11 protein-coding genes are annotated in these 13,948 nt (G+C 73.2%); 5 read left to right on the top strand and 6 right to left on the bottom strand.

Going from position 1 to position 13,948, the window contains the following annotated elements; genetic code table 11:
* Positions 1-108 precede the first annotated feature (108 nt).
* The 3 genes from ACZ434_RS08595 to ACZ434_RS08585 all read left to right on the top strand — a co-directional run bounded on the left by ACZ434_RS08595 (position 109) and on the right by ACZ434_RS08585 (position 3,688).
* Entirely contained in the window at positions 109-1,827 is a 1,719-nt protein-coding gene (locus ACZ434_RS08595) for a glycoside hydrolase family 6 protein (protein WP_468453241.1), read from the top strand.
* A gap of 168 nt (positions 1,828-1,995) precedes the next feature.
* Entirely contained in the window at positions 1,996-2,916 is a 921-nt protein-coding gene (locus ACZ434_RS08590) for a class I SAM-dependent methyltransferase (RefSeq protein ID WP_468453239.1), read from the top strand.
* A gap of 67 nt (positions 2,917-2,983) precedes the next feature.
* Entirely contained in the window at positions 2,984-3,688 is a 705-nt protein-coding gene (locus ACZ434_RS08585; protein WP_468453237.1) for an SDR family oxidoreductase, read from the top strand.
* Positions 3,689-3,782: 94 nt separating this feature from the next.
* Here ACZ434_RS08585 and ACZ434_RS08580 read toward each other — a convergent pair whose 3' ends face one another.
* Together ACZ434_RS08580 and ACZ434_RS08575 are read right to left on the bottom strand one after the other, a co-directional pair.
* On the bottom strand, positions 3,783-4,574 hold the full coding sequence (locus ACZ434_RS08580) for an aldo/keto reductase (protein WP_468453690.1): 792 nt from the start codon (positions 4,572-4,574) through the stop codon (positions 3,783-3,785).
* A 127-nt stretch (positions 4,575-4,701) separates the two neighbouring features.
* Positions 4,702-6,528, bottom strand: a complete 1,827-nt coding sequence (locus ACZ434_RS08575; protein WP_468453688.1) for an AMP-dependent synthetase/ligase — start codon at positions 6,526-6,528, stop codon at positions 4,702-4,704.
* A 410-nt stretch (positions 6,529-6,938) separates the two neighbouring features.
* Between ACZ434_RS08575 and ACZ434_RS08570 the strand changes: the two genes are divergently transcribed.
* Positions 6,939-7,994 carry a bile acid:sodium symporter family protein gene (locus tag ACZ434_RS08570; protein ID WP_468453235.1) on the top strand — a complete coding sequence of 352 codons (1,056 nt, stop codon included), beginning with the start codon at positions 6,939-6,941 and terminating at the stop codon, positions 7,992-7,994.
* Here ACZ434_RS08570 and ACZ434_RS08565 read toward each other — a convergent pair.
* Both ACZ434_RS08565 and fdhD read right to left on the bottom strand, forming a co-directional pair.
* The gene (locus tag ACZ434_RS08565; RefSeq protein ID WP_468453233.1) at positions 7,930-9,162 is read right to left on the bottom strand and encodes a DUF4185 domain-containing protein; all 1,233 of its coding nucleotides are present in this window, start codon (positions 9,160-9,162) and stop codon (positions 7,930-7,932) included. The genes ACZ434_RS08570 and ACZ434_RS08565 overlap by 65 nt on opposite strands.
* A 344-nt stretch (positions 9,163-9,506) precedes the next feature.
* On the bottom strand, positions 9,507-10,358 hold the full coding sequence (gene fdhD, locus ACZ434_RS08560; protein ID WP_468453231.1) for a formate dehydrogenase accessory sulfurtransferase FdhD: 852 nt from the start codon (positions 10,356-10,358) through the stop codon (positions 9,507-9,509).
* Positions 10,359-10,574: 216 nt separating this feature from the next.
* Between fdhD and ACZ434_RS08555 the strand changes: the two genes are divergently transcribed.
* Entirely contained in the window at positions 10,575-11,522 is a 948-nt protein-coding gene (locus tag ACZ434_RS08555) for a beta-ketoacyl-ACP synthase III (RefSeq protein WP_468453229.1), read from the top strand.
* 10 nt (positions 11,523-11,532) lie between these two features.
* Here the strand turns inward: ACZ434_RS08555 and ACZ434_RS08550 are convergent, their stop codons facing one another.
* Together ACZ434_RS08550 and ACZ434_RS08545 are read right to left on the bottom strand one after the other, a co-directional pair.
* Positions 11,533-12,183 (bottom strand): hypothetical protein, encoded by a 651-nt coding sequence (locus tag ACZ434_RS08550; protein ID WP_468453227.1) that lies wholly within the window; start codon positions 12,181-12,183, stop codon positions 11,533-11,535.
* On the bottom strand, positions 12,180-13,913 hold the full coding sequence (locus tag ACZ434_RS08545; RefSeq protein WP_468453225.1) for a serine/threonine-protein kinase: 1,734 nt from the start codon (positions 13,911-13,913) through the stop codon (positions 12,180-12,182). The genes ACZ434_RS08550 and ACZ434_RS08545 overlap by 4 nt, the downstream gene beginning before the upstream one ends.
* Between the last annotated feature and the right edge of the window lie 35 nt (positions 13,914-13,948).

Genomic DNA, 13,948 nt, shown 5'->3' with positions numbered 1-13,948 from the left:
CCCGTCCCGGCCGGCCCGGACGGCATCCCCACCCGTAAGGCACCAGGCCGCGCGATCGTCTGCGCGCGCCCCTGAAGGACAGCCCCCTACGGATAGGAAACCCGCACCATGAGTCGCACCAGAACCGCGCTCCTCGCCGCCACGGCGCTGGTCGCAGGCGCCACCGGAACGGCGATCGCCGCCGCCCCCGGCGACGTCGGCGCGGCCGCCGTCCCCTGCACCGTGGACTACCAGGTGCAGAACCAGTGGGACACCGGATTCACCGCGTCCGTGAAGGTCACCAACAACGGTGCCGCGAAGTCGTCGTGGACGGTGAAGTGGTCCTACGCCGGCAACCAGAGGGTCACCAGCGGCTGGAACGCCAAGGTCACCCAGTCCGGCGCGAACGTCACCGCCGCCAACGAGTCCTACAACGGGACGCTCGCCACCGGAGGTTCGGCCACCTTCGGCTTCCAGGGCACCTACAGCGGCAGCAACGCGGTCCCCGCCACCTTCACCCTCGACGGCGTCACCTGCAACGTCGACTCCGGCGGCCCGACCGATCCGCCCGACCCGACCGACCCGCCCGAGGGGGAGCGGGTCGACAACCCCTACGACGGCGCCCAGGTGTACGTGAACCCCGAGTGGTCCGCGAACGCCGCCGCCGAGCCGGGCGGCGACCGCATCGCCGACCAGCCCACCGGTGTCTGGATGGACCGCATCGCGGCCATCAGCGGCGCCAACGGCAAGATGGGCCTGCGCGACCACCTCGACGAGGCACTGGAGCAGAAGGGCTCCGGCGAACTCGTCTTCCAGGTCGTCATCTACAACCTGCCCGGCCGCGACTGCGCCGCCCTCGCCTCCAACGGCGAGCTCGGCCCGACGGAGATCGACCGCTACAAGAGCGAGTACATCGACCCGATCGCGGAGATCCTCTCCGACCCGAAGTACGCCGGCCTGCGGATCGTCACCACGGTCGAGATCGACTCCCTGCCCAACCTGGTCACCAACGTCACCCCGAGGCCCACCGCCACGGAGAACTGCGACGTCATGAAGGCCAACGGCAACTACGTGAAGGGCGTCGGCTACGCCCTGAACAAGCTCGGCGACGCGCCCAACGTCTACAACTACGTGGACGCCGGCCACCACGGCTGGCTGGGCTGGGACGACAACTTCGGCGCCTCCGCGGAACTGTTCCGGCAGGCCGCGAACGCCGAGGGCGCCACCGTCGCCGACGTGCACGGCTTCATCGCCAACACGGCCAACTACAGCGCCCTGAAGGAGGAGAACTTCTCCATCGGCGACAACGTGGCCGGCAAGTCGGTGCGCGAGTCGAAGTGGGTCGACTGGAACCGCTACACCGACGAGCTCTCCTACGCCCAGGCACTGCGCGGGGAACTGGTCTCGATCGGCTTCGACTCGGACATCGGCATGCTGATCGACACCTCCCGCAACGGCTGGGGCGGCACCGAGCGGCCCACCGGACCCGGCGCCACCACCAGCGTGGACACCTACGTCGACGGCGGCCGCTACGACCGCCGGATCCACCTCGGCAACTGGTGCAACCAGTCGGGCGCGGGCCTCGGCGAGCGGCCCCAGGCCTCCCCGGAGGCCGGGATCGACGCCTACGTGTGGATGAAGCCCCCGGGCGAGTCCGACGGGTCGAGCGAGCCCATCGACAACGACGAGGGCAAGGGCTTCGACCGGATGTGCGACCCCACGTACACCGGTAACCCGCGCAACAACGGCAACATGTCGGGGGCGCTGCCCGACGCCCCCGTCTCCGGGCACTGGTTCTCCGCCCAGTTCCAGGAGCTGATGAAGAACGCCTACCCGCCGCTGCCGTGACGGGCTGACCGCGGTACGCCGGGACCGGGCCGGCCAGGTCCGGCCCCGGCGCACCGCCGCACCCCCCCCGCCCCGACGGGCGGGTCTTTGCGGAAGCGGCAACATCGATTGCCCCTCCCCGGTGCGTCGTCGCAGGCTGGCGGCATCCGAGCGGAGAGGCTGACCCCCATGGCGCACCACGACCACGAACCCCGGCACGGCCACGGCCACGGTCACCAGCACGGCCACGGCCACGGCCACGACCACGACGACATCGACTGGGCCGAGATGGCCCCCCTGCTCGAAGCGGAGGCGGAACTGCTCGCCCCGCTGTACGAGCGCGCCCTGAACTGGCTGGCGAAGGAGGTGACCGAACCGGGACTGATCGTGGACGCCGGCAGCGGTCCCGGCGTCATCGCATGCCTGTTCGCCGAGACCTTCCCCGGCGCACGGGTGATGGCCGTCGACGGCTCCGAGGAACTGCTGGAGCGGGCCCGCGCACGGGCGGAACGCCAGGGCGCGGCCGACCGTTTCGGCACCCTCGCCGGTGAACTCCCCGAGGTGCTCGGCGAACTGGACTACCCGGCCGACCTGCTGTGGGCCAGCCGCAGCATCCACCACCTGGGCGACCAGCGCGCCGCGCTCGCCGGCTGCGCCGAGCGGCTGGCGCCGGGCGGCACCCTGGCCGTGCTGGAGGGCGGACTGCCGGCCCGGTTCCTGCCCCGCGACATCGGTTTCGGCCGGCCGGGACTCCAGGCGCGCATCGACGCGGTGCAGGAGGACCGGTTCAGCCGGATGCGGGCCGAACTGCCGGGCTCGGTGCCGGCCGTCGAGGACTGGCCCGCCCTGCTGACCTCGGCCGGCCTGCACCACACCCGCTCGCGCACCTTCCTGCTCGACCTCCCCGCCCCGGCCACGGACCGCGCCCGCGCCTACGTGGTCACCGCCCTCACCCGCACCCGGGACGTCCTCGCCGAGGACCTGGACGCCGACGACCGCGCCACCCTCGACCGCCTCCTCGACCCCGACGACACCGCGAGCGTGCACCACCGCCCGGACGTGTTCGTCCTGGCCGCCCACACCGTCCACTCGGCGGTACGGCCCGTGTGACGGCTTGACTTCGAGAGCTCTCCAAGTGATGGACTGCCCGGCACCCAACGACACACAGGGGGTGTCCATGACCGGAGAATCCCGGGTCGCACTCGTCACCGGTGGCAGCAGCGGCATCGGCGCGGCCGTCGCACGGCGGCTGCTGGAGCAGGGGCAGCGGGTGGCCGTCACCGGGCGGAGCGCGGAACGGCTGCGCGGCTTCGCGAAGGAACTCGGCGAGCCGGAGGACCTGTTGACGATCCCCGGAAGCACGGCGGTGTACGACGACGTGCGGTCGGCGGTCGACACCGTGCTGACGGAGTTCGGCCGGCTGGACACCGTCGTCGCCAACGCGGGCTTCGCCACCGGTGACTCGGTCGCCGAGGGCGATCCCGCGGGGTGGACCGAGATGGTGCTGACCAACGTCCTCGGGCCCGCCCTGCTGATCAGGGCGTCCGTCGACGCGCTGAAGGAGACCCGCGGAAGGATCGTGCTGGTCGGCAGCGTCGCCGGGTTCGTGCCCACGCCCGGCAACCTCTACGGCGCGACCAAGTACGCGGTGACCGGGCTCGCCGAGAACACCCGGCGGCAGGTCACCGACTGGGGCGTCGGCGTCACCCTGATCGCGCCGGGCCGCGTGGACACCCCGTTCTGGGACGCCCACGGCAGCCTCCCGCCCGGCCGTCTGCTCACCGCCGACCAGATCGCCGACTCCATCGTGTGGGCCATGGGGCAGCCCGCCGGAGTCGACGTCAACACCGTGGTCGTACGCCCCGTCGGGCAGCCCAACTAGCCGGACCCGCCGACGGCCTCCCCACCGCGGGGAGGCCGTCGTACGCGCCCGGTGGCAGCGGTACGGGCCGGATGCCGGCCGTACGCGCCCGGCGTCAGCCGCCGTTGAACTCCGCCGGGTCCGGACCCAGTCGCCGGTCCTCGTTCAGCGCGCTGATCGCGGCGAGGTCCTCGGCGTCCAGGCTGAACCCGAACACGTCGATGTTCTCCTCGATCCGGGACGGCGTCACCGACTTCGGGATGACGACGTTGCCCAGCTGGAGGTGCCAGCGCAGCACCACCTGGGCCGGCGTCCGGCCGTGCTTCTGCGCGATCGCCACGATCGCCGGGATCTCCAGGATGCCCTTGCCGGAACCGAGCGGCGACCACGCCTCCGTGGCGATGCCCTGCTCGGCGTGGTACTCGCGCACGGCCCGCTGCTGCAGATGCGGGTGCAGCTCGATCTGGTTGACCGCCGGGACGACCGACGTCTCGGCGATCAGACGCTCCAGGTGCTCCGGCAGGAAGTTGGAGACTCCGACGGCACGGACCCGGCCGTCGGCGTACAGCTTCTCGAGCGCCCTGTACGTGTCGACGTACCGGTCGCGGGCGGGCGTCGGCCAGTGGATGAGGTACAGGTCGACGTGGTCGAGACCGAGCTTCGCCAGGGACGTGTCGAAGGCCCGCAGGGTGGAGTCGTACCCCTGGTCGCTGTTCCAGACCTTGGTGGTGACGAAGAGGTCCTCGCGGGGGACGCCCGAACGCGCGAGGGCCCGGCCGGTGCCCTCCTCGTTGCCGTAGATCGCCGCGGTGTCGATGCTGCGGTAGCCCGCCTCCAGTGCCGTCGCCACGGCCGTCTCGGCCTCCGTGTCCGGCACCTGCCAGACGCCGAACCCCAGCTGGGGCATCTCGACGCCGTTGTTCAGGATGATCGGGGGGACCTTGCTCACGAGCTCTCTCGATCCTTCGGTTGTGGTCGGTTGCTGACCCCATCGTCAACGATCACGGCCCGTGGCGCATTCCTGACCGGAGAATTCACGCGCCGTAGAGCGCCTCGACCTCGTCCCCGTACGCCTTTTCGATCGCCCTGCGCTTCAGCTTCAGCGACGGTGTGAGCAGCCCGTGCTCCTCGGTGAACGGCTGGGCCAGGATGCGGAAGGTACGGATCGACTCGGCCTGGGAGACCAGGGTGTTGGCCGCGACCACCCCGCGCCGCACCTCCGTCTCCAGGTCCGCGTCGTGCACCAGCTCGGCCGGCGGCATCGGCGCCTTGCCGCGCATCGCCAGCCAGTGCTCCACGGCCTCCTGGTCGAGGGTGATCAGGGCGGCGACGTACGGGCGGTCGTTGCCGACCACGATGCACTGGCCGACCAGCGGATGGTCGCGCACCCGCTCCTCCAGCACCCCCGGCGAGACGCTCTTGCCGCCGGAGGTCACCAGGATCTCCTTCTTGCGCCCCGTGATGGTCAGGTAGCCGTCCTCGTCCAGGCTTCCGAGGTCCCCGGTGGCCAGCCAGCCGTCGTGCAGGGTCTCGCCGGTGGCCTCGGCGTTGTTGAGGTAGCCCTCGAAGACGTTGTCGCCGTGCAGCCAGATCTCGCCGTCCTCCGCGATGTGCACGGTGACGCCGGGGACGGGCCGGCCGACGGTGCCGTAGCGGGTGCGTTCGGGCGGGTTGGCGACGGCCGCCGCGGTCGACTCGGTGAGCCCGTACCCCTCGTAGACGTGCACACCGGCGCCCGCGAAGAACAGCCCGAGCCGGCGGTCCATCGCCGAACCGCCCGACATGGCGTGCCGGATCCTGCCGCCCATCGCCGCGCGGAGCTTGGAGTAGACGAGCCGGTCGAAGAGCTGGTGCTGCATCCGCAGCGCCGCGGACGGTCCGGGGCCGCTGCCCCACGCCTTCGCCTCCATGGCGTCCGCGTACCGGACGGCCACGTCGACGGCCTTCTCGAACGGCCCCGCGCGGCCCTCGCGCTCGGCCTTGCGCCGCGCCGCGTGGAACACCTTCTCGAAGATGTACGGCACGGCCAGGATGAACGTCGGCCGGAAGGCGGCCAGATCCGGCATCAGGGCCGCCGCGTGGAGCTGCGGCTGATGGCCGAACTTCACCCGGCCGCGGATCGCCGCGACCTCCACCATCCGCCCGAAGACATGCGCGAGCGGCAGGAACAGCAGCGTCGACGGCTCGTCGCCCCTGCGGGAGCGAAACACCGGCTCCCAGCGAGCGACGACGGTGTCCGCCTCGTACATGAAGTTGCCGTGCGTGAGCACACAGCCCTTGGGGCGGCCGGTGGTGCCCGAGGTGTAGATGACCGTCGCCACCGAGTCGGGCGTGACCGCCTTCCGGTGCCGGTGCACCACCTCGTCGTCGAGGTGCGCGCCCGCGTCGTACAGCTCCTGCACCGCGCCGGCGTCGAGCTGCCACAGCCGGCGCATCCGGGGCAGCCGGTCGATGACGGTGGCGATGGTCATCGCGTGGTCCTCGTGCTCCACGACCGCGGCCGTCACCTCGGCGTCGTGCAGCATCCAGAAGCACTGGTCGGCCGACGACGTGGGATAGACGGGCACCACCTGCGCGCCGACGGTCCAGAGCGCGAAGTCGAACAGCGTCCACTCGTAGCGGGTGCGGGACATGATCGCGACCCGGTCGCCGAACCGGACCCCGCCCGCGAGCAGGCCCTTGGCGAGGGCGAGCACCTCGTCGCGGAACTCGGCGCCGGTCACGTCCCGCCACCGCCCGGAGTCGTCCTTGCGGCCGAGCACCACGCGGGACGGGTCCTCCTCGGCGTACCGGAAGACCACGTCGGCCAGGCCGCCCACCGGGGGCTCCAGGGCCAGTGACGGGCTGGTGAATTCGCGCAAACCCACTCCCCGCTCCTCGGCTCCCGGATCGCGCGCGACGTCGTCGTCCCGCACGGCGCCGTGAAAGCTACCCCACGCGGACGCGGCGCGGGAGGGGGTCCGCGGAGCGGGCGGAGCCGCCGTCCGCGCTGGTCAGGGGAGGAAAATGCGCGCACAAGGGGAAGGGCCGGACAGAAACCTGACCGATGAGTAAGTTTCGGTGGAGCAATCTCCACCGAATCTGTACGACCACATGACCGGCCCTTGGGGTGCCAGGGCGGGCCGCCCCGCTGCACGGGATTCCCGATCGCAGGGGGGAGGGGCCAGGATGGGGGACATGACCCCGGGCCGACAGGGCCCGGAACCGAGCACCGAGCGCCGAGCACCGAGCACCGAGCACCGAGCACCGAGTATCGAGCAAGTGGAGCACCGTGAAACGCCCGCAATGGCCGAGTTGGATACCGATCGACCCGTACGTCCTGCTCCTGCTCGGGACGGTGGGACTCGCCGCGCTGCTGCCCGCCCGCGGAACGGGCGCGGACATCGCCTCCGGCGCCTCCACGGCCGCCATCGCGCTCCTCTTCTTCCTCTACGGCGCCCGCCTGTCCACCCGTGAGGCCCTGGACGGGCTGAAACACTGGCGGCTCCACGTCACCGTGCTGGCCTGTACCTTCGTCGTCTTCCCGCTGCTCGGTCTCGCCGCCCGCGGGCTCGTCCCGGTGCTCCTGACCGACCCGCTGTACCAGGGCCTGCTCTTCCTCACCCTCGTCCCGTCCACCATCCAGTCGTCGATCGCGTTCACCTCCATCGCCCGCGGCAACGTGCCCGCCGCGATCTGCGCCGGCTCCTTCTCCTCGCTGGCCGGCATTGTCGTCACCCCGCTGCTCGCGGCGACGCTGCTGGGCGGCGGCGGGGGCGGGTTCTCCGGGGGATCGGTGCTGAAGATCGTGCTCCAGCTGCTGGTGCCGTTCGTCGCCGGGCAACTGCTGCGGCGATGGATCGGAGGGTTCCTCACCCGTCACCGCAGGGTGCTGGGGCTGGTCGACCGGGGGTCGATCCTGCTGGTCGTCTACACCGCGTTCAGCGAGGGCATGGTCCGGGGCGTCTGGAGCAGGGTGAGCCCCGCCCGGCTCGGCGCACTGCTCGCCGTCGAGGCCGTCCTGCTCGCCGTGATGCTGCTGCTGACCTGGTACGGCGCCAAGGCGCTGCGGTTCGGCCGGGAGGACCGGATCGCGATCCAGTTCGCCGGCTCGAAGAAGTCGCTGGCCGCCGGGCTGCCCATGGCGAGCGTGCTGTTCGGGGCGCAGGCCTCGCTGGCCGTGCTGCCGCTGATGCTGTTCCACCAGATGCAGCTGATGGTCTGCGCGGTGATCGCCAGACGCCGCTCGCACGACCCCGTCGGTCCGGCCCGGTCCGGGGAGGTCACCGCGCCGGACCGAGCCGGACGTGCAGGAACCGGGGCCGGTACAGCGACACGTTCCGGCTGAGCATGGTGGCGGCCTGGGACATCTCCAGCCAGTTCACGTCGTAGCTGAGCACCAGCCGCCCGTCCCCGCTCAGCTCCGGGTGCGTCTGCGGGTTGTAGGCGCCCGTGCCGCCTTCGGGCAGCGCGGGCGTGAACTCGTGCGCCGGCCCGTGCCAGGGCCCGGTCGGGGAGCAGGCCCAGTAGGCCGCCACCGTGGTCAGCCCCTCGGCGCCGGCGGCCATGGTGAACAGGACGTACGTCCCCTCGTCCCGGACCACGGAGAACGCGCTGCCCACGCCGGTGCGCCGCCCGTCGCCGAGCACGGGGTCCGGGCGGGCGCGGGTCTGCCAGGCCGAGCCGTTCCAGAACTCCCAGGCGGCCGGGTCGGCGAGCCCGCCCTCCGGAACCCGCGCCACGTACGCGTGCGAGGCCGGGCGGGAGGCGGGGCGGCCGTCGTCACCGCCGAAGACGTACGTCCAGCCGTCCTCCTCGACGAGGGTGGTCCCGAACAGCACCCGCCGGGACGGGTCGGCGACCTGCTGCTGGTCGAACACCGTGGCGATCGACTCCAGGCGCAGACCGGGCAGGGAGAGCGTGGCGACCTCGGTGGCGGTGGGGACACCGTAGATCCACGGGTGCTGTCCGGTCTGGCGCACCCACAGCAGCACCCTCACGACCTGCTCGGCGGAGCCGGGGGAGCGGGGCTCGACCCGGGCGGCGACCGGCCAGCGCCAGCGGTCCGGTGCCGGGTCGGGGAAGAGCGGGGCGGGCAGCGTGCCCTCGAGCCGGCCGTCGCGCATGAGCACGGCCGAGTTGCGCACCATCGGCGCGGTGGCGTCCCGCCAGGTGTACGACTCGCCGGCCGGGTTCGGCGGACGGTGCACCGGGCCGAGGAAGGTGTCGGAGAACAGCCACAACAGACGGCCGTCGGGCAGCCGCACCGAGTGGGTGCCGTCGCCGCCGGTCCAGTCGTCGGTGCGGGCGGCGTCGTCGCCGTAGCGGGCGAACTCACCGGTGAGGGCGGCGTCGGCGGACCAGGAGGCGACCGTACGGGGCCGGCAGCCGGCGTCGTCCGGTCCACCGGAGTCGCCGGCCCGGCCGGTGACCAGCACGGCGCCGAGGACCAGGGCCAGCGCCAACGCGATCCCGGCCCCCGTCCGTCGCCGTGCTCCGGCAGCGTCGTCGGCCATGACCGGGGACGTTAGTGGGTCGCCGGGCCCCGGGTCCATGGGGCCTCGGCGATCCGTGGGGCGGGGGGTGACCGGCTGCCCCACTCGCCGGGACGCCACCCGCGACCACGCGGTGTGGTGGTCCCCGCCTCCGCCTGGTGGTGGTGGGCAGCTTTGGGGTGGCGGGGGAGGCCTTCCCGTGGTGCCGGTCCGCAACTTTGGGGTGGCGGGGACGCCTTCCCGTGTGGCGGTCGGCAGCTTTGGGGTGGCGGGGGACGCCTTCCCGTGGTGCCGGTCCGCAACCTTGGGGTGGTGGGGACGCCATCCCGCGGCGCCGGTCCGCCACCCCGTGGCGAGCGGGGCCGTCAGCCCTGGGGCGCCGGAGTTCGTACGACGACGCGGTCCTCGCCCGCGTACACGTTCATGGACCTGCCGCGCAGGAAGCCCACCAGGGTCAGCCTCGTCTCCGCCGCCAGGTCCACGGCCAGTGAGGACGGCGCCGATACCGCCGCCAGCATCGGGATGCCGGCCATCACCGCCTTCTGCGCCAGCTCGAACGAGGCCCGCCCGGAGACCAGCAGGATCGTCCGGGACAGCGGCAGCCCGCCGCTCTGCAGGGCACGGCCGACCAGCTTGTCGACCGCGTTGTGCCGGCCCACGTCCTCGCGTACGTCGAGCAGCTCGCCCCGCTCGTCGAACAGGGCCGCCGCGTGCAGCCCACCGGTGCGGTCGAAGACCCGCTGCGAGGCGCGCAGCCGGTCCGGGAGGTCCGCCAGCAGCTCCGGTTCCACGCGCAGCGGGGGAGTGTCGGCGATGGGATGACGGGCCGTCGTCCGCACGGCGTCCAGGCTCGCCTTGCCGCACAGACCGCAGGACGACGTCGTGTAGACGTTGCGTTCCAGCGTGATGTCCGCGACGGCCACGCCGGGAGCGGTCTGCACATCGACCACGTTGTAGGTGTTCGCGCCTCCCTCACCCGTCGCTCCCGCGCAGTAGACGATGTTGCGCAGGTCGGAGGCGGTGGCGAGCACCCCCTCGCTCACCAGGAACCCGGCCGCCAGGGCGAAGTCGTCCCCCGGTGTGCGCATGGTGACGGCGAGCGGCTTGCCGTTCAGCCTGATCTCCAGCGGTTCCTCGGCGACGAGTGTGTCGGGCCGGCTGGAGACCGCTCCGTCCCTGATGCGGAGCACCTTGCGTCGTTCCGTGACTCGTCCCATGCCCCCCACGATCTCATTGTCCTGCGCCCGGGGCGGCCCGGGGCGGGGCCCGAGAGGAGGGGACGGGGAAGGCCGCCGTGGCCGGCTCGTGCGGCATGAGGCTGACGGAAGCCGACAAGCCAGGCACGCGTTTCCTGTCGTATCACCTGCCCTCGTACCGGTGAGTCACTGATCAGACTGGTGCATCCCGCAACCGAAAACGAGGGGGACCCACCCATGATCGGCTCGCGCATCGCCGCCGTCGGCCACTACCAGCCCGCCCGGGTCCTCACCAACGAGGACCTGGCGGGCATGGTCGACACCAGCGACGCGTGGATCACCAGCCGGGTGGGCATCCGTACCCGTCATATCGCGGGCCCCGACGAACCCGTCGACGAGCTGGCCGCGCACGCCGCCGCCAAGGCACTCGCGGCGGCCGGCCGCACCCCCGCCGACATCGACCTGGTCCTGGTCGCCACGTCCACCGCGATCGACCGCTCGCCCAACATGGCCGCCCGGGTCGCCGCCCGCCTGGGCATGCCCGGGCCCGCCGTCATGGACATCAACGTGGTGTGCGCCGGCTTCACCCACGCCCTCGCCACCGCCGACCACGCCGTACGGGCCGGCGGCGCGAGCCGGGTGCTGGTCGTCGGCGCCGACAAGATGTCCGAGGTGGCCGACTGGACCGACCGCTCCACCTGCGTCCTCGTCGGCGACGGGGCGGGCGCGGCCGTCGTGGAGGCCTGCGCCCCGCGGCGGGAGGCGGGGATCGGCCCGGTGCTGTGGGGCTCGGTGCCCGAGATGGGGAACGCCGTACGGATCGAGGGGACGCCGCCGCGGTTCGCCCAGGAGGGACAGAGCGTCTACCGCTGGGCGGCCACCCAGCTGCCGGTCGTCGCCCGCAAGGCCTGCGAGAAGGCGGGCCTGGCCCCCGAGGACCTCGCCGGGGTGGTGCTCCACCAGGCCAACCTGAGGATCATCGAACCCCTCGCCCGCCGGCTCGGCGCCGTCAACGCCGTCGTGGCCCGCGATGTCACCGAGTCCGGCAACACCTCGGCCGCGAGCATCCCGCTGGCCTTCTCCAAACTCGTCGAGCAGGGCGCGGTGTCGAGCGGCGACCCCGTGCTGCTCTTCGGCTTCGGCGGGAACCTGTCGTACGCGGGCCAGGTCGTGCGCTGCCCCTGAACGGGCCCCGCTACCGCCGACCCGGCCGGCAGTCGTACGTCAGACCGGCCGTGGCGGTGCGGCCGGCGGGGGAGAGGATCCGCAGCTCGGCCCGTGCCTCGTAGCGGCCCGTGCCCTCGAAGGTCCACAACAGACGCAGCCGCACCTGCTCCTGACCCCGTGTCACCTCCTCGCGCAGTACGCCGGACGAGGTGCCGTCGCTGCGTGTCCAGCGGTAGGTCAGGGTGCCCGGGCGGCCGTTGGTGGTGACCGTGCCCACGAGGTCCGCGGTGCCGTCGCAGTCCACCGCGGCGGACGGGGCCGTGACCGACGCGCCGCGCACCGTCAGCGCCGGGCCGAGTCGCTGCCAGGCCAGGAAGGCGAGCACGGCGAGCAGGACGAGAACCGGCAGCGCGTACCGGCGTGCACCGTGCCGTCCGGGCGGGGAGGGCGGCGGTACGGGGGGCGGCGGCCGGGTGGACCGGTGCGCGAGCGCGCACTGCACACCCGGGCCGAAGCGCAGTACGGCGCCCTCCACCCGGTCCGGCCGGGTACCGCCGCCGTCCCGTACCGTCGCCGTCGCCGTGGTGTCCGGGTCGGGCCGTTGCACCCAGTGGCTCCCCAGGACGGTGGCGCTGTAGTCGTCGCCGGGCGGGGGAGCGGGCTCGTCGGTGGCGTTCATCGCAGGTCGCACCGCCTGGTGAGAAGCTGCTGGGACGCGCCCCCGTCCGCGGACGCCGGAGTGGTCGTCGCCGTCACCGTCCAGTAGCAGCCCAGGTTCTGGAAGGCGTGCTCGGCGGTCACCGTGTACTGGGTGGCGCCGCTGCGCCGGAAGACCTGGCCGGCGCCGTCCGGGGCGCCCGGCGTGCCGGCGGTGTCGCCCGCGAACCAGCGGAGCTCGATCGACACCGGCCCGGGGCCATCCGTGACGACGGTGACCGTGGCCGTGGCGGTGCCGGAGCCCGTCTGCCGGAACTCCGACACGGTGACGTCCTTGACCGCGGGCGCGGCCGGGGCGGTGTCGGCAGGGGGTGCCGTCGGGGTGCCGGGCGCGGTGCCCGGACCGGTGGGCGCGCCCGCCCCGGGGCCCGTGCCGGGGTCCGTACCCGGATCCGCCCCGGGGCCCGTACCCGGACCCGCCCCGGGGTCCGTACCCGGACCTGCCCCGGGGTCCGTACCCGGATCCGGCGCGGTGGGCGTCGTCCCGGGATCCGCGGGCGTCCCGGTGGCACCGGGCGACGGCCCTCCCGGGCTCGCGGTCACCGGTGCGGAGGGCGACCCCGCCGGGGCGGACGCCGACGGATCGGTGGGCCCCGACGTCACCTCCGGGAGGGCACTGGTCGTGGCGAGCGCCTCGGCCGTCCGCTCCGCGGGCCCACCGGAGTCCGGCGGCGCGGCATACGCCAGCAGGACCGCCAGCAGTGCGGCGGCCGCGGCGGCGAGCATCCCCGGCCCGGTCGGCTTCCAGGCCTGCGCCCAGCCCCGGCCGGGCGGCTGCCGCAGCACGGTGCGCGCGGTGTCGGTCGTCGACCGCCCCGGCGTGCGGGCCGACGGCAGCAGCAGCGGGAGCAGCGCCACCAGCGCCGCCAGCCGCCCGCGGCCCCGCTCCTCCCAGCGGGGCCCGTACGCGGCACCGGCGGCCGCCTCCAGCTCGGCGACGAACGCCTCGGCGTCGGCCGGCCGCCCGGAGACCTCCTTGGCCAGACCCCGGCGGACCAGGGACCGCACCGCCTCGGGCACCGCTTCCGCCGGGACCGGCGCGTCGACATGGCGCAGCGCGAGCTCGGCGATGTTGTCGCCCGCGTACGGCTTGCGGCCGGTGAGACACTCGAAGAACGTCGCCGTGGCCGCGTACACGTCGGTGGCCGGAGAGGCGGGCTCGCCGCGCCACTGCTCGGGCGCCATATAGGCGGGAGTGCCCGCCACACCGGCCCGCGCCCGGTTGTCCACCGCGATCCCGAAGTCCACCAGCTTCGACGCCCCGCCGGGCGTGACCAGGACGTTCTCCGGCTTGTAGTCACGGTGCACCACGCCGAGGCGGTGCGCGTCGGCGAGGCCCAGCAGCGACCCCTTCAGGATCAGCAGCGCGGCCTCGGGGTCCAGCGGGCCCCGCCCGGCCAGCAGCGACCGCAGGGACACGCCGTCCACCAGCTCCATCACGATGGCGGCCCCGTCCGGGCTCTCCACGTACTCGTACAGACCGGCGACGTACGGGCTGTCCAGGCCCCCGAGCAGCCGCGCCTCGGCGCGGAAGCCGTGCACGAAACCCGGGCGCGTGTGCAGCGACTCGCTGAGGTACTTGACCGCGACCGGCACACCGGTCACCTCGTGGATGGCCAGGACGACGCGCCCGCTCGCCCCGGCACCGAGCTCCAGCGACTCGGTGTATCCCGGAACCGTCCACGTACTCATCGACAACCCCCCGGGGGCCGGTCTCCGTCCCCGGG

The sequence above is a fragment of the Streptomyces sp. NPDC030893 genome (assembly GCF_055571535.1).
Note: the sequence above shows the minus strand (reverse complement) of the source record. Positions and strands in the feature narration are given on the sequence as shown.

Excerpts from the sequence above, each read along its gene's own strand:
- ACZ434_RS08565 (WP_468453233.1), bottom strand. The coding sequence starts at position 9,162 with ATGGCCGACGACGCTGCCGGAGCACGGCGACGGACGGGGGCCGGGATC.
- ACZ434_RS08585 (WP_468453237.1), top strand. The coding sequence starts at position 2,984 with ATGACCGGAGAATCCCGGGTCGCACTCGTCACCGGTGGCAGCAGCGGC.
- ACZ434_RS08555 (WP_468453229.1), top strand. The coding sequence starts at position 10,575 with ATGATCGGCTCGCGCATCGCCGCCGTCGGCCACTACCAGCCCGCCCGG.
- ACZ434_RS08550 (WP_468453227.1), bottom strand. The coding sequence starts at position 12,183 with ATGAACGCCACCGACGAGCCCGCTCCCCCGCCCGGCGACGACTACAGC.
- ACZ434_RS08580 (WP_468453690.1), bottom strand. The coding sequence starts at position 4,574 with ATGCCCCAGCTGGGGTTCGGCGTCTGGCAGGTGCCGGACACGGAGGCC.
- ACZ434_RS08595 (WP_468453241.1), top strand. The coding sequence starts at position 109 with ATGAGTCGCACCAGAACCGCGCTCCTCGCCGCCACGGCGCTGGTCGCA.
- ACZ434_RS08545 (WP_468453225.1), bottom strand. The coding sequence starts at position 13,913 with ATGAGTACGTGGACGGTTCCGGGATACACCGAGTCGCTGGAGCTCGGT.
- ACZ434_RS08590 (WP_468453239.1), top strand. The coding sequence starts at position 1,996 with ATGGCGCACCACGACCACGAACCCCGGCACGGCCACGGCCACGGTCAC.
- fdhD (WP_468453231.1), bottom strand. The coding sequence starts at position 10,358 with ATGGGACGAGTCACGGAACGACGCAAGGTGCTCCGCATCAGGGACGGA.